Origin of the sequence: Neobacillus sp. NPDC093127 (genome assembly GCF_044754175.1) — a bacterium.
GTDB lineage: Bacteria > Bacillota > Bacilli > Bacillales > Cytobacillaceae > Neobacillus.
In genome coordinates, this window is sequence record NZ_JBIVOP010000007.1 from 142,767 (window position 1) to 161,107 (window position 18,341).

Annotated in this window: 15 protein-coding genes; 12 read left to right on the forward strand and 3 right to left on the reverse strand. The window is 39.8% G+C overall.

The features are described 5' to 3' along the window. Positions 1 to 7 precede the first annotated feature (7 nt). From ACIQCO_RS12105 to ACIQCO_RS12155, 11 genes are all read left to right on the forward strand, one after another. Positions 8 to 3,451 (forward strand): hypothetical protein, encoded by a 3,444-nt coding sequence (locus ACIQCO_RS12105; RefSeq protein ID WP_400428761.1) that lies wholly within the window; start codon positions 8 to 10, stop codon positions 3,449 to 3,451. A gap of 188 nt (positions 3,452 to 3,639) precedes the next feature. Next, a complete protein-coding gene (locus ACIQCO_RS12110) occupies positions 3,640 to 4,800 on the forward strand; it encodes a cation:proton antiporter (protein WP_400428763.1) in 1,161 nt (386 codons plus the stop codon). A gap of 200 nt (positions 4,801 to 5,000) precedes the next feature. Beyond that, complete coding sequence (locus ACIQCO_RS12115) at positions 5,001 to 5,129, forward strand: hypothetical protein (protein WP_400428765.1); 129 nt, start codon at positions 5,001 to 5,003, stop codon at positions 5,127 to 5,129. Positions 5,130 to 5,389: 260 nt separating this feature from the next. Next, a complete protein-coding gene (locus ACIQCO_RS12120; protein ID WP_400428767.1) occupies positions 5,390 to 6,388 on the forward strand; it encodes an ABC transporter substrate-binding protein in 999 nt (332 codons plus the stop codon). Positions 6,389 to 6,474: 86 nt separating this feature from the next. Continuing rightward, positions 6,475 to 7,506 carry an ABC transporter permease gene (locus ACIQCO_RS12125; RefSeq protein ID WP_400428769.1) on the forward strand — a complete coding sequence of 344 codons (1,032 nt, stop codon included), beginning with the start codon at positions 6,475 to 6,477 and terminating at the stop codon, positions 7,504 to 7,506. After that, positions 7,481 to 8,275, forward strand: a complete 795-nt coding sequence (locus ACIQCO_RS12130; RefSeq protein ID WP_400428771.1) for an ABC transporter ATP-binding protein — start codon at positions 7,481 to 7,483, stop codon at positions 8,273 to 8,275. Before ACIQCO_RS12125 ends, ACIQCO_RS12130 begins: the two co-directional genes overlap by 26 nt. Positions 8,276 to 8,520: 245 nt before the next feature. Next, complete coding sequence (gene hppD, locus ACIQCO_RS12135; protein WP_400428773.1) at positions 8,521 to 9,636, forward strand: 4-hydroxyphenylpyruvate dioxygenase; 1,116 nt, start codon at positions 8,521 to 8,523, stop codon at positions 9,634 to 9,636. Between the two features lie 106 nt (positions 9,637 to 9,742). Next, positions 9,743 to 10,675 (forward strand): fumarylacetoacetate hydrolase family protein, encoded by a 933-nt coding sequence (locus ACIQCO_RS12140; protein WP_400428774.1) that lies wholly within the window; start codon positions 9,743 to 9,745, stop codon positions 10,673 to 10,675. Continuing rightward, complete coding sequence (locus tag ACIQCO_RS12145; protein WP_400428776.1) at positions 10,675 to 11,838, forward strand: homogentisate 1,2-dioxygenase; 1,164 nt, start codon at positions 10,675 to 10,677, stop codon at positions 11,836 to 11,838. Before ACIQCO_RS12140 ends, ACIQCO_RS12145 begins: the two co-directional genes overlap by 1 nt. Positions 11,839 to 11,952: 114 nt before the next feature. Further along, a complete protein-coding gene (locus tag ACIQCO_RS12150) occupies positions 11,953 to 12,567 on the forward strand; it encodes an NUDIX hydrolase (RefSeq protein WP_400428777.1) in 615 nt (204 codons plus the stop codon). Between the two features lie 191 nt (positions 12,568 to 12,758). Further along, on the forward strand, positions 12,759 to 14,120 hold the full coding sequence (locus ACIQCO_RS12155; protein ID WP_400428779.1) for an aspartate kinase: 1,362 nt from the start codon (positions 12,759 to 12,761) through the stop codon (positions 14,118 to 14,120). 54 nt (positions 14,121 to 14,174) lie between these two features. On the opposite strand, the gene ACIQCO_RS12160 is transcribed toward ACIQCO_RS12155, so the two are convergent. Continuing rightward, on the reverse strand, positions 14,175 to 14,741 hold the full coding sequence (locus ACIQCO_RS12160; protein ID WP_400428781.1) for a DUF2238 domain-containing protein: 567 nt from the start codon (positions 14,739 to 14,741) through the stop codon (positions 14,175 to 14,177). 166 nt (positions 14,742 to 14,907) lie between these two features. On the opposite strand from ACIQCO_RS12160, the gene ACIQCO_RS12165 reads away from it, so the two are divergent. Next, positions 14,908 to 15,525: a GntR family transcriptional regulator gene (locus ACIQCO_RS12165; RefSeq protein ID WP_400428783.1), complete on the forward strand. Its 618-nt coding sequence runs from the start codon at positions 14,908 to 14,910 to the stop codon at positions 15,523 to 15,525. Between the two features lie 31 nt (positions 15,526 to 15,556). On the opposite strand, the gene ACIQCO_RS12170 is transcribed toward ACIQCO_RS12165, so the two are convergent. Next, complete coding sequence (locus tag ACIQCO_RS12170; protein WP_400428785.1) at positions 15,557 to 17,116, reverse strand: ABC transporter permease/substrate-binding protein; 1,560 nt, start codon at positions 17,114 to 17,116, stop codon at positions 15,557 to 15,559. Next, positions 17,116 to 18,240, reverse strand: coding sequence for an ABC transporter ATP-binding protein (locus tag ACIQCO_RS12175; protein ID WP_400428787.1), 1,125 nt, complete (start codon positions 18,238 to 18,240; stop codon positions 17,116 to 17,118). The genes ACIQCO_RS12170 and ACIQCO_RS12175 overlap by 1 nt, the downstream gene beginning before the upstream one ends. Positions 18,241 to 18,341 lie beyond the last annotated feature (101 nt).

Genomic DNA, 18,341 nt, shown 5'->3' on the forward strand with positions numbered 1-18,341 from the left:
GGATATTATGGAGCCGAATAGAAGGGAAGCGAATAGACGGATTTTTAGGCAAGAGCTGTTTACCTTAAGAGAGGAAGGGTACTTATCTGAGGATATCGTAGACACAGTCGCCAAGGCGCACCACCAGTACCAGCTGGATTTAGTAGAAATAGAAGCGATTCCACTGCCAGCAGAGGCGAATGTTCAATTCAAAAAGGCGACGCCTCCAGAACCGAAAGTTCTAATCAAAAAGGAAATGCCTCCAGAACCGCCAAAAGTGAAAAAAACACTTACCCCGGAAGAGGTTCGTGAAAGGAACATTACGTGGTCGTTAAACATTGGTGTGATTTTTTTATTAATAGGCGGGTTATTCGTAGCCACAAGTAACTGGGAATCAATGACAAGCTACATGAAAAGCGGGTCGATTGCATTTGTAGCTTTACTATTTTACGGAATTTCCTTGTTAACAAAGAAGGTATTGCATATCGATAAAACAGCCTTTGCCTTTATCGTCCTAGGAAGTTTATTTTTGCCAATTTTTATTCTTTCGCTTGGATGGTTTGGCCTTTTGGGTTCGTATTTAGCGATAAACGGAGAAGGGCGTTACCTGCTGGGGATGCTGGGCAGCTTTCTTCCAATGATTGTTTATATTCTATTTGCCAAAAACTTAAACTCGAGACTATTCGTCTGGTTTACCTTTGTTTCCCTATCTGTGGGGATGGCCTTTTTATTGGCAGGACTGCACCTAAAGGTTGATTTCTTTTACCTCGGGATGACGGTATTTAATGCGGCGCTTATTTTTGGCTATCTTCAAGTTAAACACAAGGAATCACTCAAATTATTTACAAAAGAATTTATTCCGTACGTACAGATTAATTTGGTCCTTAGTACACTTTTCATGCTTTTTTTATTCAACAATGAGGTGCTATACAGTTTCAACCTTTTATTGACTGCGGTTATTTATTTATCGATGATGTATGTCAGCGGTCGAAAGGAATACCATTTTATTTTTAGTGTTATGCTTGTTTATGGAGCCTATCAGCTTATCGAGCATAGCTTCCTTAATTATTTTGGCGAGGTTGTCTATGCCTTAATCGCATTTGGTTTGGTATTTGTTCCAAAGGCGATGAACGGAAGATTTTCTCTTGATAAGGTTTTTCAATATACGAGTGCAGTAATCTCCGGTTTCGCCTTTATTTACATTACCCTGGAAGGAATTCTGCTTCGAGCAGGAAATCCGTCGATTATCCTGATGCTGGCGTACTTTATCATTGCTGTTAACTTTGTTTATTTATCCCATAACAGTCCAAACCGTCTTTTTACGTATTTGAGTTCGGTTTTTGCCGCTTCAGGTATCTATGAGGCTAATCTCTTACTGGTCAAACCAATCTATAGTATAAACTTTTCACTTACATTGTCTTTGACTGGCTTTATCTTGTTTGTCGTGTTTGGGGTTGTACCATTTGTCAAATATTTAAGAATCCTTCAGAATAGCTCTAAGGACGTAGGAATCGCGATTATGACTCTCGCACTTTTGGCCGCGATATCGCTCTTTCAATGGTGGCAAGCCGGGGTTATTCTACTGTTTATAACGATCGTTTCCTTTTTGGTCATTAAAAAGGAAACAAGGAGCTATTATAAGGAAGCTGCCTTATGGGTCTTACCAAGTGCCCTAGGTCTTTCAATTGCCGCGTTTGCTGAAGAAATGAATGTTAATTTCATTTACTATCGTGAGGAATTTGGTTATGCAATTAATTTTGCATTGGGGGCAATCCTCGTTCTATTGTCGAGCTTTGTCTGGAAAAAGGCAGGAGAAAAGGAATTAGAGAGGATTTCATTCTTTATATCCCAGGGATTATATACATTTGCCATTTTCCATGCGCTATTAAGCCCAATCAATCGATTGTGGGTTCAACCCATCGTGTTGTCAGCCGGAATTGGGATGTATTACTATTTATATAAAAAGATTGGCACGAAATGGGTTCCATATCTTGTTAGTATCACAACCGTGCTAGCCTATTTTTCATTGATTGATGCCATTAGGATGAGAATTCCATTTGAAGGTACAGTGGATTCATTAATTGCCACAACAAGCGCAATCGTGCTTCTGTTTACGGCGTTCCTTAGCCGGAAAAAAGATTCGGTTTTGGCCGTTGCTTTTGCCTGGACAGGTCACAGTATATATCCAGCTGCCCTTGTGTTTACCTGGTTTGTCTATCATACTGATTCGATTTATAGTTTTATATTGGCATTGTTTGCTTATGGAATTAGTACAAAATTAGCCAATAGGGAATGGAAAATCAAAGTATTCCTTTATGGAGGTTTTACAACTTTATTTTTTGCTGTTTCAACAGGAATCGATTATTTAAACATTCACTTTTCCGGACCGTATGAATTTCCAATCACAAGTGGTCTTATTCTCATGTATGCACTTTTAGCCAAGGAGGAATTTAACAAACGGACAGCCTATTATATCGTACCATTTTCGATTATTGGAATTGGATCGCTGCTATTGATTTATCCATTTACATGGGTGCCGTACATGGTCATCTCTGGATATACTTTTACTGTCCTGTTCTATTTGCATAAAATTAAATGGGATTTAGTGGGGCTAATTCCCTTATTCCTCACTTTTATGGCAACAGTTGAATTCTCGTACCAAAGTGAAATGGATGCACTCCAAAAACTGCTTTTAGCTGGCGGGTTAGGAGTACTGTTGGCCTTAATCGGACAGAGTGTTTATAAAAAGCTATTTCAAAGTGGAACAAAACTTGCGGACATTAAAATAGATGGATATACAGCAATCTCCTTCTTGTATTTTTGGCTGATGTACTTTTTTGAGCATCCTTCTATATGGAGTAAAGCGCTCCCAGGCGTCCTGATTGCTGTTACTTTTTGGATGCAGAGAAAAAGAGTTCCAGCTAATCTTTCGGTCTTTATGTCTATCCTTGGAGCCGCCTATTTATTACAGCCTTATTATTCAATTATTGCTAGGTTAAATATCCCGTCCTTGTGGGAAAGGGAAGTGCAAGTCCTTCCATTTGTTGGTTTGATTATTTTTACTCGTCTCTTATTAAAAGGGCGATATTCAAATATTACAAAAGCAATTCAATGGGGAGTCCTAGTTTGCGTTTCACTTGTCTTAATACAAGATGGGTTAGCGAGCAATACTATTTATGATGCGGTTATCTTAGGGTCACTCTCCTTGTTATCGATGATGGCGGGGATGTTCCTGCAAATTAAATCATACTTCTTCGTAGGGACCGGTGTGTTATTATTAAATGTATTTCTGCAAACGAGACCATATTGGGGACACATGCCTTGGTGGTTCTATTTATTAGTTGCCGGTCTAATCTTAATCACCGTTGCCAGTTTCAATGAATGGAATAAGCAAAAGACATTGAAGGGTGAATCGACCTTTATCACTAAAATAAAGGAAAAGGTAATCGGCAAAATAAAACAGTGGGATTAATCAGCTTGAAATATAGGATAAACTATGGTATTGTAGTGTTAACTTAATGTTCGTCAAATGGAGGAGCCTGTCACCAAGGGGGAATTATGCCCTTTTGGTTTGACAGGCCTTTTTCTATTGTTTAGGGAAGAGTCTGTCAATGTTGTGACAGGCTCTTTTTAATTTTCTAAAAAAGGAATGGTGATTAGATGGAATTAATCTTTGAGTTAGCGATTATTTTATTTGCTTCTAAAATAGCAGGGGATATTAGTGTAAAGTTTGGCCAGCCCTCTGTTTTAGGGAAGCTCCTTGTAGGAATTCTTTTAGGCCCAGCGGTTTTGGGGCTCGTTTCCGAAACGAAAACATTGGAAGAGCTAAGTCAAATTGGCGTTATACTGTTAATGTTTATTGCCGGCATGGAGACCGATTTAGATGAATTTAAACGCTCTGGGAAAGCATCGACACTCGTGGGCGTTAGTGGAATAGTCGTCCCGCTTTTTGTTGGATACTTAGCGGGAATCATGTTGAAAATGACGACAATTGAAGCGGTATTTTTAGGACTACTGCTGTCAGCTACCAGCGTAAGTATTTCCGTACAGGCGCTTAAAGAGCTTAATAAAATGCAGTCAAAAGAAGGGGCGACCATTTTAGGAGCGGCGGTCATTGATGATGTGCTCGTCATTATTGCCTTAGCGTTTTTAATGAGCATGGCAGGTGGAGATGTAAATTTAAGTATGGTCATTATTGAAAAAGTACTCTTCTTTGGAGGTGCTATTTTAGTAGCTTGGAAGGTTGTGCCATGGGTCTTAAAGAGGTTTGCACCATTAAAGGTGACGGAATCGCTCCTATCCTCCGCATTAATCATCTGTTTTCTTTTTGCCTATGTGGCTGAATTAACAGGTGTTGCCGCCATCATTGGTGCTTATATTGCCGGGGTAGCGATTAGTGTAACAAAATATAAGCAAGAAATAGTTGAAAAAGTAGAAACAATTGGTTATTCGATTTTCGTGCCGGTTTTCTTTACCTCTATCGGTGTGAAAGCAAGCTTCGCAGGTCTTTCGCAGCATTTAGGTCTTATTATTGGTCTTAGTATTCTAGCAATCTTAACCAAATTAATTGGTGCAGCAGCTGGGGCGAAAATGGCCCGCTTTTCGTGGAGAAACTCGCTCGGAATTGGGGCCGCCATGGTTTCGCGCGGGGAGGTTGCTTTAATTATTGCCACGATTGGATTAGAGACAAAGTTAATCAGTCCAGAACTATTTTCGATATTAGTCATCGTCGTTCTAGTAACCACGCTTGTTACTCCGCCGATGATGAAATATTTTTTTAAACAGCCGAAAGTACGAAAAGAAATGAAAAACACTGCTTAAAGTAAGAAAATCCAGCCTATGCAGCTGGATTTTTTGCTTTTGAAATGAATTTATATGTTTCACAAGTATATACTTAAAAATCACCTGTACTTTTTGATTCTTTACTTTTGATTTCTATATTACCCCCGTATTTATCATAAATAGCTCGAAATGTTTAGTAAAGTGATATTTTACTAAAAACTTAGGAGGTTAGAGAAGATATGGGCATCGTTTTAATCGATATCGACAAATTACTTGAAGCAACAACAAATCTAACATCTGAGAAAAACATTCATAATGTGAAAAAAGTTGAGATAGATCAATTACTCGAAAACACACGTGATTGGTAAGATTCATATTTTTGTTCCTCCATTCATAATTTAAAATACATGCATCAATGCCTTCTACTTGTTAGAAGGCATTTTTTTTCGAAGAAGGGAGGAAGAGGTAATATGTTTCCTTATTGGAGATTATGTCGCTTTAAAGCAAAAAAATATTTTTGCTATTTCTATTGCTTTTAAACAAAAAAAATACTAGAATAATTTCTAATATATTAAATTTTTAGAAAATTTGTTGTTTAAAAAGAATACTATTAGGGGGATGTTTCTTAATGAAGAAAAAGGTTCAAGCACTTTCAATTGCCTTGGCAGGAATGCTCTTGCTTGCCGGCTGCGGCAGTAAAGAATCAGCAGGGGGTTCAGAAAAGGGAGGAACTGATAAGGAGTTCAAGGTTGGAATTAGCCAGTATGCTCCGCATCCTTCCTTAGATGCTGCGACAGAGGGCTTTAAGAAGGCTTTATCAGACAAAGGAATAAAGGTAACGTATGATGATCAAAATGCACAAGGGGATCCGAATAACCCGCAAGTAATTGCCAAGAATTTTGTCGGCGACAAGGTAGACTTGATTTTTGCCAATGCAACCCCAAGTGCAACGGCAGCCTTAAATGCGACCAAGAAAATTCCGATTATTTTTACATCGGTGACAGACCCTGTCGGTGCTGGATTGGTAAAGGCATTTGATAAACCTGGAGAAAATATTACCGGTACAACTGACAACCATCCTGAAGCTACCAAAAAGACGATTCATTTTATTACTGATGAAGTAAAAGCTAAAAAAATTGGTGTGATTTATAATTCCGGGGAACAAAATTCAGAAGTCCAAGTTAAAGAAGTGAAAAAATTAGCGGAAGAAAAAGGCGCTGCTCTAGTCGAAGTTTCTGTTGCGAATACATCAGAGGTTAAGCAGGCAGCCGAGTCACTAGTCGGTCGAGTCGATGCTATCTATATTCCAACTGATAATACTGTTGTTACCGCCCTTGATTCGGTCATTGCTGTAGCAAACAGCAAAAAAATTCCCCTTTTCGTCGGCGAGCTTGATTCGATGAAAAAAGGTGCCGTTGCGGCAAGTGGATTCAGCTATTTTGACCTTGGCTATCAATCCGGATTAATGGCCGCCGAGATTTTAACGGGGAAAAAGAAGGCTTCAGAAATTCCTGTTGAACTTCCAAGCAGTTTAAAGCTAGTCATCAATAAGGCAGCGGCTGAAGCACAAGGATTAAAAGTGAATGAGGAATGGAGCAAACTTGGCGAGTTCTACGATGGTAAGTAATCTTTAATCATTATCAAGGAGGGGGCCTTTTAAATGGGACACTCCTTGATTCATACATATGAATGTAATTTGAAAGGATGATCTCAATGTTTACAGCCATATTTTCATCATTTGAAACAGGTATCATTTATGCGATTATGGCACTGGGCGTCTATCTTTCCTTTCGTATTCTGGATTTCCCAGATTTGACGGTGGATGGGAGTTTTGTAACAGGGGCTGCCATTTCAGCGATTATGATCGCCAGTGGGGTTAACCCATTTATCGCTACAATCGTGGCATTAATTGCTGGTTTTGCTGCAGGCTGTATAACAGGGATTCTCCATACATTTGGAAGAATAAATAACTTGCTCTCCGGAATCTTAATGATGATTGCCCTCTACTCAATTAATTTAAGAATCATGGATCGCCCCAATATCTCACTATTAAATACCGATACAGCATTTACTAAAATTAGTGGTTTTTTTGAGCGTACTGGAATTGATTCATTTTTCAATCGTTTTCTTTCAATGGTTGGTCTTGGTGATAGTCTTCCGGATACATGGGGCATTCTTATTTTTATGATTTTCGTCACCTTCGTTATCAAGTTCCTAACCGATCTGTTCTTACAAACGGAAATTGGTCTAGCAATCAGAGCGACCGGAGACAATAGGCGAATGATTCGCAGCCTTTCGGCTAATACAAACCTTCTTGTCATTCTTGGACTGGGGCTTTCCAACGCATTGGTTGCTTTCTCAGGCTCCCTTATTGCCCAGCAAGGCGGCTCTGCCGATGTCGGCATGGGAATCGGGATGATTATTATCGGCTTAGCATCTGTTATTATAGGTGAGGCTTTGTTCGGGACCAAAACCATTGCAAGAACAAAGCTTGCTGTCATTGGCGGTTCGATTATTTACCGAATTGTCGTATCCATGGCCCTCAGGATTGATTTCTTGAAGCCGGGTGATATGAGGCTGATTACTGCAGTAATTGTCATTGTTGCTTTAACAACACCGAAAATGATCGAGCGATCGAAAGAGAAAAAGCGAAAAGCGCGGAGAAGGGCAGATCATCTATCGGCTATTCGTGCTGCTGCCGCTGGTAAGGGGGACAATCATGCTGCACTTAAATCAGATTCATAAGATTTTTAATGAGGGGACACCTGATGAAAAAATCGCGATAGATCATGTTAATCTAACCCTTAAACCCGGAGATTTTGTAACGATAATTGGCAGTAATGGCGCAGGAAAATCGACGTTAATGAATGTCATTTCCGGTGTTTTTATTCCTGATATCGGAGAGGTTCATATTGGCGAAAAAAATGTTACCAATATGTCGGAATTTAATCGCTCGAAAATGATTGGACGCGTCTTTCAAGACCCAATGGCAGGAACGGCTCCAAGTATGACGATTGAAGAAAATCTGGCGATGGCATATTCTCGGAATAAATCAAGAACACTCCGAAAAGCTGTCACGAAAAAAAGACGCGATTTTTTCCGGGAAGTGCTTGAATCCTTGCATCTCGGTTTGGAAAACCGCCTCAGTGCAAGGGTCGGTTTATTATCCGGCGGAGAACGCCAGGCCCTATCGTTATTAATGGCCACCTTCACGGAACCATCCATCCTTTTGCTGGATGAACATACGGCAGCACTGGATCCATCAAGGGCAGAGTTGATAACGAACCTAACCAAAGAAATAGTTGATAAATACAAACTTACTACCATAATGGTTACCCACAATATGCAGCAGGCCATTGATCTAGGGAATCGTTTAATCATGATGGACAAAGGCCAAGTTATTTTGGAGGTTGATGAGGATAATAAGCGGGAGCTGACGATTGAACGATTATTAGAGGAATTTAAACGAATTCGTGGTGTCCAAATGGTAAGCGACCGAGCGATTCTTTCGTAAAAATTTTTTAACTGCCTTAAAAGCAGGAATATTTTAGTGAAAAATATATTCCCTATTCCAATAGTAGAAACAACCTAGTCCTAGGTATGTTTCTTTTTGTTTTTGCTGAAATAATTATTATGATGATAGAGTATTTCTTTACTGCCTAAAAGCGTTATTGCTTTACTTCCTGCTCTTGAGAGATCAAAAGCCTTCATTTAAGATTAATTCAGAATATTAATATTATTACAAATGGAGGTTTCTAGATGAAAGAACAAAGAGTAAGGGCAGATCAACTTGTCGATGACTTTTTTCCAGTACGGGATGTGGATTATATTGAGATTTACACGGGGAATGCTAAGCAATCTTGTCATTATTTTTGCACGGCCTTTGGGTTTACGCCAGTTGCATATTCCGGACTAGAAACAGGAAATCGTGAAACGGTCTCATATGTTCTTAAGCAGCGGAATATTCGTCTCGTGATTACAGGCTCCTATAACGAAGAAAGCCGGGTAGCTCAGTTTGTCAAGAAGCACGGGGACGGCGTAAAGGATGTAGCCCTGTTGGTCGAAGACGTAGACAAAGCATTCGAAGAGGCTGTAAATAGAGGAGCCATTGCCCATGTAGCCCCATTTGAAATGAGCGATGAAAAGGGAGTTGTTAAAAAAGCTGTTCTCGGTACATATGGCGACACAATCCATACGTTAATTGAACGCAAAAGTTATCAAGGGGCGTTTCTACCAGGGTTTGAGCCATACTCAATCTATTTGCCAAATGAGGATGCCGGGTTAATCGGGATTGATCATGTCGTTGGTAATGTGGAGCGGATGGAAGAATGGGTTGAATATTATTCGAAGGTAATGGGCTTTAAAGAAATGAAGCATTTCTCTGACAAGGATATTACCACAGAATACTCGGCCTTGATGTCAAAGGTCATGCATAACGGCGGGCGCATCAAGTTTCCAATTAATGAGCCGGCGGAGGGGAAACGGAAATCGCAAATCCAGGAATATTTGGAATTCTACAATGGTCCGGGTGTACAGCATCTGGCCATTTTAACCGAAGATATTGTCTCAACAGTTGCCACTTTGAAGAAGAATGGCGTTGAATTCCTTAAAACCCCTAGTACTTATTACGAGTCATTAGGTGAGCGGATTGGCAAAATTGATGAAGAAATTGAAAAACTTCGCGAATTAAATATTTTAGTTGACCGTGATGATGAAGGCTATTTATTGCAAATCTTTACCAAGCCGATTGTTGATCGTCCAACCGTTTTCATTGAAATCATTCAACGAAAAGGGGCTCGCGGTTTCGGTGAAGGAAACTTTAAGGCATTATTCGAATCGATTGAGCGGGAGCAGGAAAAACGCGGAAACCTGTAAACTATCGAAAAGATAGAAAAGGTATATTTTAAGGGGATAACTACCAAACAGAGCGAAAAAAGGGAGGAAAATTTCTCCCTTTTTTAAAAGGAAAAAAGGTGAACCAATGAAATTTGTTACTTTTGAAAAAAATGATGGGTCCATTAGGGCCGGGTTTCTGCTGGACCAAGCGCATGCAGTCGATATGTATGAAATGTCAGGCGGGGAGTTACCTGATAATTTAGTAGCCTTTCTTGATAACTGTGAAGTGAATTTAAAAAAAGCGGCATTAATGTCTCCAACTAACAAGCTGCAAGGGGTTTACCCTTTGAATGAAATCCGCTTACTGGCTCCACTCACTTTCCCTAGAAGCTTTCGTGATTTTTATGCCTTTGAGAAGCATGTGAAAACAGCAAGGGAAAACCGCGGTCTTGAGATGATACCAGAATGGTATGAAACTCCAGTCTTTTATTTTTCCAATCACCTTGCGATAAAGGGTCCTGGAGAAGAAATCACCAAGCCAATAGGCTGTGACTGGCTCGATTATGAACTCGAAATTGCCTGCATCATCGGAAAGGAAGGAAGAAATATTCGAGCGGAAGATGCTGATGAATATATTTTTGGCTATTGTATTTTGAACGATTGGAGTGCGAGAGACCTGCAGCGGAAGGAAATGAAAGTAGGGCTTGGCCCTGCAAAAGGAAAAGATTTTGCCACCTCGATTGGTCCATGGATTGTCACGAAAGATGAGCTGGAACCTTTGAAAACGGGAAAGGGCTTTGAGCTTTCCATGAAAGCACGGGTAAACGGACAATTACTTTCGGTAGGAAATATGAGGGAGCTTTTTTATTCCTTTGGGGAGATGATTGAGAGGGCATCTGCAGGCGTTACCCTTTATCCTGGAGAGATGATAGGTTCTGGAACGGTCGGAACAGGATGCATCCTTGAGCTCGGCCAAGAAGTGCACCGCTGGCTTGAACCCGGGGATATCGTAGAATTAGAAATAGATTGTCTTGGTGTTTTACAGAATTCGATTATCGAAGGAACTGAGGTGAAATAATGTATTACCGGCAAATGGGGAAAGTCCCGCATAAACGTCATACGATGTTTAAAAAAGAGGATGGCGGTCTTTACCGAGAGCAGGTTATGGGAACACGAGGTTTTTCAGGCACCCAATCGATATTATATCACCATTATATGCCTACAGAAGTGGTGAAATCTGAATTGATTGGTCAATACTTGCCGGAATACGAAGAACAGAGGGCTCTTAATCACCGCCACTTTTTTACGAATAAGACAACCCTAAAAGGCGATGCCTTAAAAGCCAGGGAATATATTTTAGGAAATCAAGACTTGCTGATTGGAACTGCAAATGTCACTGAGCCAATGGAAAGCTTTTATCGCAACGGTGATGGCGATGAAATGCTTTATATCCACACCGGATCGGGGAAACTAGAAACGATGTTCGGGATGATTTCCTATTCTCCTGGTGACTATCTTATTATACCGATTGGAACGATTTATCGAATAATTCCTGATGCAAATGAAATGACGAAAATGCTTATCGTTGAAGCGTATAGTCAAATTACCACACCAAGGCGCTATCGTAATGAATATGGTCAGTTATTAGAGCACAGTCCGTTTTGCGAACGAGATATCCGCGGTCCGGAAACATTGATGACTTTTGCCGAGAAAGGCGAATTTGAGGTTTTGACGAAATCGCGAGGGATGATTTCCTCCCATATTCTGGGACATCACCCCTTTGATGTAGTCGGCTGGGATGGATACCTATATCCTTGGGCCTTTAATATTGAAGATTTTGAACCGATTACAGGAAGGGTTCACCAGCCGCCGCCTGTCCATCAAACCTTTGAAGGGAATAATTTTGTTGTTTGTTCCTTCGTGCCTAGATTGTATGATTACCATCCTGAGGCGATTCCTGCACCATACTATCATAGTAACGTTAATAGTGATGAACTACTTTATTATGTGGAAGGCAATTTTATGAGCCGTAAAGGTGTCCAAGAGGGGTCAATCACGCTCCATCCAGGGGGAATTCCTCATGGACCACATCCAGGGAAAACAGAAGCAAGTATTGGAAAAAAGCAAACACTGGAATTGGCTGTGATGATTGATACTTTCCATCCACTGAAAATTGTAAAAAAAGCTCAAGCCTTCGAAGATTCAGCTTATATGTATTCTTGGTATGAAAAAAAGGAATAAGATTTTTCCCGGGATAATCCAACTTTGTTGAAGTTGGATTGTTTTTTTTCATTAGACGGTTAAAAATGGTATTGTAGATAATAAGAACATTTGATAATGAATAGAGGTGAAATCATGGAGTTAGAAACTGTTGTAACAAAATTAAAAAGACATAACCCTGTAATACTAGGGAGCGAGAAGTTCTCAAAATATGCTGTAATGTTACCTCTTATCCAAAAAGAGGATGGGATTCATGTACTATTTGAGGTTCGTTCGCTGGAGCTTAGAAGGCAGCCAGGCGAAATTTGTTTTCCTGGAGGAAAAGTCGATTTGGAAGACAAGGATGAAAAAGAAGCGGCTATTCGCGAAACAATGGAGGAATTAGGGATAAGCGGGGAAAATATCACGGAAGTTTATCCTCTTGATTTTATGGTTTCTCCTTTTGGTATGTTGGTTTATCCGTATACAGGATTAATTAGTCATTCAGAATGTATTCAACCCAATCCGGCAGAGGTTGGAGAAATTTTTACGGTTCCTTTATCTTTTTTTATCAATAAAGACCCAGAAATTTATCATATTGAATTTAAGGCAGTGCCTGAGGAGAATTTTCCCTTTGATTTAATTGTTGGCGGCGAAAATTACAATTGGAGGACAAGAGGGGTAGAGGAGTATTTTTATGTATACGAGGGGAAAACAATTTGGGGAATGACCGCGAGAATCCTTGCTCATTTTATTGAGATCATCCGTTAAATTCTAAAAAGTTAATGAAAAAATGGCAGGATCAGGCAGTGAGATACTAATGAAATCTCACTGTTTTTCATTTTTAAAAGGTGATTGTCTCCCTGAGGGAAACAAATGTGCATGTACAGTGGAAAATGCTTGAATTATTTCTGAATTTAGATAAAATTAAGATTATATTTTTGGGATTAGGAGATGTTTGCATGAAGGTAGTAAAGTTTGGAGGATCCTCTTTAGCTTCCGGAAACCAAATTGAGAAGGTTTTCCAGATTGTTATTTCTGATCCCGAGCGTAAAGTTGTCGTCGTATCAGCTCCAGGGAAACGGTTTGCCGAAGATCAAAAGGTAACGGATTTATTAATTGAATGTGCAGAGCGATGCCTGAGCAATCAAGATTCAGAGGAAATAGTGTCAGCCGTCATCAAAAGGTATTCGACGATTGCTGAGGAACTACAGCTTCCTTCTGAAATTATTAGTGAAATTCAAGCTGATTTAGAAGCAAGACTAAATGGGGATAGAAGTAAACCTGAACGGTTTATCGATAGGGTTAAGGCAAGTGGTGAGGATAATCATGCAAAATTAGTGGCTGCGTTCTTCCAAGAGCAGGGGGTAGAGGCCTCGTATGTTAACCCTGGGGAGGCTGGGCTGCTCGTTAGTGCTGAGCCGGGAAACGCTCAAGTTTTACCGGAAGCGTATGAGCGGCTGCATTCCTTGCGGGAAAGAAGCGGTTTATTAATCTTTCCCGGATTTTTCGGGTTTAGCAAAGAAGGGGAAGTATTCACTTTTTCGAGGAGCGGCTCGGATATTACGGGCTCTATCCTCGCAAATGGCTTGAAAGCTGATTTATATGAAAATTTTACTGATGTGGATGCCGTTTATTCGGTCAATCCCTACATTCTCAAGAGGCCTAAGGAAATCAAGGAATTAACGTATCGGGAAATGCGTGAGCTTTCATATGCAGGGTTTACCGTTCTGCATGATGAAGCCCTTGTGCCGGCCTTTCGGGCAGGGATTCCCGTCCAAATCAAGAACACGAACAATCCGGCAGCACCGGGGACGAGAATTGTTTATGAGCGTGACAATACGAATGGTCCTGTCATTGGGATTGCCAGCGATCAGGGGTTTTGCAGTATTTATGTGAGTAAATACTTAATGAACAGAGAGATTGGTTTTGGCCGTAAACTGTTAAGCATTTTAGAAGAGTTTGGCTTGTCCTATGAACACACCCCTTCGGGTATTGATGATATCTCGATCATTTTAAGGGAAAATCAGTTTGAGGTCGAAATGGAGCGGGAAATAACCAAGCGGATTATCGCAGAATTGCATGCCGATGAAGTGAAATTCGAGCACAGCCTTGCTCTTATCATGGTAGTTGGTGAAGGAATGCGCCATAATGTCGGGACGATGGCAAGGGCGTCCAAAGCCTTGGCAAGGGCGAGTGTTAATATTGAAATGATTAATCAAGGCTCATCTGAGGTCAGCATGATGTTTGGCGTAAAGGAAGTCGATGAAAAAAGAGCCGTTCAAGCTTTGTATGAAGAGTTCTTTGTTGCTGTTACGGTGTAATTTTAATGGAAAAAGCAGTTCTAAACTTGCGTTAGACTGCTTTTTTCTTTGTAATTAAACCCGCTGTTTCTTTATAACTGAATAAATAGCAGGAAGCAAACCTCCGGCTACTCCACAAATCAGGTCATACATGGTATCTTTGTTACCGCCTCTTTGCATCGTGTGGGAAATTGTCAAATCACCAACAAATTCATAAATCTCCCAAATTATACTGGCCAAAGCGGCAAGAGATAGAACGAAAAGAAAAAGTAACCAATGGGAAACCTCATTGCGGGCATAATTTGGGATCCAGCGTTTATATAATGTTATTCCAACACAGCCAATGAATATCCCCTTTAAAAAATGAAGGGTGGAATCCCACCATTTCAAATGCAGATAAAAGCTTTCGATTGAACCTAAATACAATGAACAAAATAAAAAAAGATAATAACTAACAATAATAGGAATGTTAAAAGGGTTATTTTTCAACCGTAATAGTAGAAGTGGGAGTGCGCCAGCAAAAATACCGCCGAGGGCAACCTGCCACCTTGAAGAATCACCTTTCACTAGGTAATAAATACATAATGCAGCCATAAAGATGATGAATCCCACACATAAAAAGATGATTATTTTCCGTTTCATTTCTACACCTCGATAAAAAAAGACTCCTTACAATTATGTCCAATGTTCGTAAAATAAAGACAAAAGGTGTCAGAGGGAGCCTAATATTTTTTCCCTCGCAAACATATGCGTAAAACGGTATAGTGAAATGGTAATGCTATTGATTAAATGGTGGTGATGGTCTGCTATGCAAAGGGCACAAATCCCAACTTATGAACGAATTGCGATTGATTTGGCCAATCGCATTTATGACGGGAAATTTAAAGTAGGGGAAAAGATTCACGGCAGGTCTACGTTGGCGAGTGAATATAAGGTATCTCCAGAGACAGTAAGGAGAGCAATTAAAATTTTAGAGGACGTGGAAATTGTTCATTCTGCAAAAGGGAGCGGCATCGTGATCTCTTCCCGGGAGAATGCATTTAAATATATCTCTCGTTTTTCTAACCTGGCCAGCATCAAAGATCTTGAAAAGCAAATGAATTCTCTAATCACAGAAAGAGAAAGACTGGATGAAAAGGTTTTCGAAACATTGCGGAAAATCATGGATTATTCCGGGAAACTACGACACACCAATCCATTAGCACCAATTGAAGTGGAGGTATATCCAGGAAGCATTCATATCGGCAAGACAATTTCGGAACTGAAATTTTGGCAAAATACCGGCGGCACCGTAATCGGGATGAAGCGAAGGGATGAAATGATCATCTCCCCGGGCCCGTATGCTCAAATCCTTGAAGGGGATGTCCTCCTTGTCATTGGTGATGAAAAAACGTATGACAGAGTCGTTCATTTTTTGGAGGAATAAGAAAAAGCCGGATAACCGGCTTTTTCTATAGTTATTTACTTAATAATCCTTCTTTTTCTAAAAATTCTTTTGCTACTTTTGCAGGAGACTGTTTGAGGCTGTCTACCTTATAGTTAAGTTCCCGCATTTTTTCATCGTTAAGCTTGCCGGATAAGGTGTTAATTGCCTTTTTTAATTCTGGATGTTCTTTTAATGTTTCTTCTTTAATAATTGGCACAGCATAATAAGGTGGGAAAAAGTTTTTATCATCCTTTAACACCTTCAAGTGAAAGGCCTCGAGTAATCCATCGGTAGAAAAGGCATCGATAACATCACTCTTATGATTCTCAAGTGCGGTATAGCGCAATCCCCCATCAATGGCTTTGACATCTTTGAATTCGATATTATAAGTTTTTGCAAGTCCAGGTAATCCATCTACCCGGTTTGGAAATTCAATGGTTGGACCAAAGACTAATTCATTGCTTACTTTTGCCAGATCAGATATCGTCTTTAAATTATACTCTTCAACAGTGTCTTGGCGTACTGCTAAGGCATAGGTGTTATTAAACCCAAGCGGTTTTAATAAGTCAATTCCATATTTTTGCTTGAATTCTTGTTGAACAAAATCATAGACTTTGTCCGGGTTACTTTCTGGAGGCTGATTTAAAATATTTACCAAACCTGTCCCCGTATATTCAACATATAAATCAATATCCCCATTTTTAATCGCACTAAAAGCAACCTGCGTACCACCAAGATTTAACTTTCTTTCTACTTGAAGATCCGTCTTGTTTTCGATTAGATCAGCAAGCATATTACCTAAAATTAATGACTCACTGAAATTCTTTGAACCAATGACGATTTTGTCTTCAGCATTGGCGATTGAATAAACTTTAAGTGAACCTGCAGCAAGTAACAAAATAGAGGCCACACCAATTATCCATTTTTTTGCCTTTTTACTTGACTTAGCTGCAGATTTTTTCTTGTTCGTATATGAAAGGGAGGATTCAAGTTTCCCAACAACAAAGTCAATCAAGAGTGCTAATATACAGGCAGGAATCGCTCCGGCCAAAATCATATGATTATCGACGGTCTGCACACCTGAGAATACGAGGTACCCCAGTCCGCCTGCTCCAACGAAGGCAGCGATGGTCATCAAACCAACAGCTGTAACCGCTGAAATTCTGATACCCGCCATAATCATCGGGAAGGCGAGCGGAAGCTGAACCTTTCTCATTGTTTGACTCTTAGTCAGACCGATGCCTTTGGCGGCTTCCAGAATGTCTCCGTCAATGTTTGTTAAGCCCGTGTACGTATTCTTTACGATTGGAAGGAGGGAATAAAGGACAACCATCACAATCGCCGGCGTACTGCCAATTCCAACAAAAGGAATCAGGAATCCGAGTAAGGCCAAGCTTGGGACGGCCTGAATAACGTTTGTCGTTCCGATAATCGGTTTTGACAGCTTTGGTTCATTTGAAATTAGAATCCCAAGTGGAATACCAATGATAATGGCAATCGCTACTGATACAATACTTAAATAAAGATGCTCACCCAGTAAATTGAGTATTTGCTGATAGTTACCAGTTAGATAATTCCAAAAGCCACTCATTAAAACGCCACCTCCAAGTCAATTAATTGACTGCTTAAAGCTGATAAAATACTGCTTCTTGTAATCAGTCCTGTTAACTGTTTTGCCTTGTTGACAACAGGAAGATAACCAATTTTATGCTCATTCATTGTTGCTAAAACCGAAATTAAATTCGCATCCTGTGAAACGGAAAGCACATTTTGCTCCATAATCAACTCAATTGAAGTCGTTCGATTGAGCAATTGAATAGCTTTTAAGGTCACAAGACCCTTGAGGACATTATTTTTATCTGTCACCATTAAGCTGTCTACCTTATTGTCCTTCATAATCTCAATGGCCTGTAATACGTTGCGCATTGGGGTGATTTTTACAGGTTGATGAATCATGATATCCTCTGCCATCAATAATTCAGGATTGTTCCAAACCCTTCTTTTTCCAATAAAGTCTTCAACAAAATCATTAGCAGGGTTTTTAAGAATATTTTCAGGAGTGTCATACTGGAGAATATCTCCGTCTTTTAAAATACAAATCTTGTCTGCTATTTTAATAGCCTCATCCATATCATGGGTAACAAAGATGATGGTCTTGTTTAATTCCTTTTGCATTTGGAACAACTCATCTTGAAGTGAACTTCTAGTAACAGGGTCTAGTGCACTGAAGGGTTCATCCATTAGGATTATATCGGAGTTTGTAGAGAAAGCTCTTGCTACACCAATTCTTTGCTGCTGACCGCCGCTCAGTTCTTTTGGAAAACGATGTAAGAATTCCTTTGGGTCTAAACCGACAATTTCAAGCAATTCTTTTGTCTTTTTCTCAATTGAAGCTGGCTCTTCACCTTTAAGCTTTGGAATCAACTCTAAATTTTCTTTAATCGACATATGTGGAAAAAGTCCAGTGTTTTGAATTACATATCCGATATTCCTCCGTAGTTCAATCGGATTCATTGTCGAGATATCCGTCCCATTCACAAAAATTTTTCCTGAAGATGGTTGGATTAATTTATTGATCATTTTGAGTAAGGTGGTTTTCCCGCAGCCACTTGGTCCAATAAAAACCACCAACTGTCCAGCATCAATTTCCAATGAAAAAGGATTAATGATGGTTTTGCTTCGATATTTCTTTACAATATTCTTAAACTCTATCAAATTACATTCCTCCTAAAATAAAAATGTACGTTCGCTAATGCAACAACCCGATGATAACATATAAGTTGTTGGTTTGTCGAATCGATTTCTATTCTGGTTTC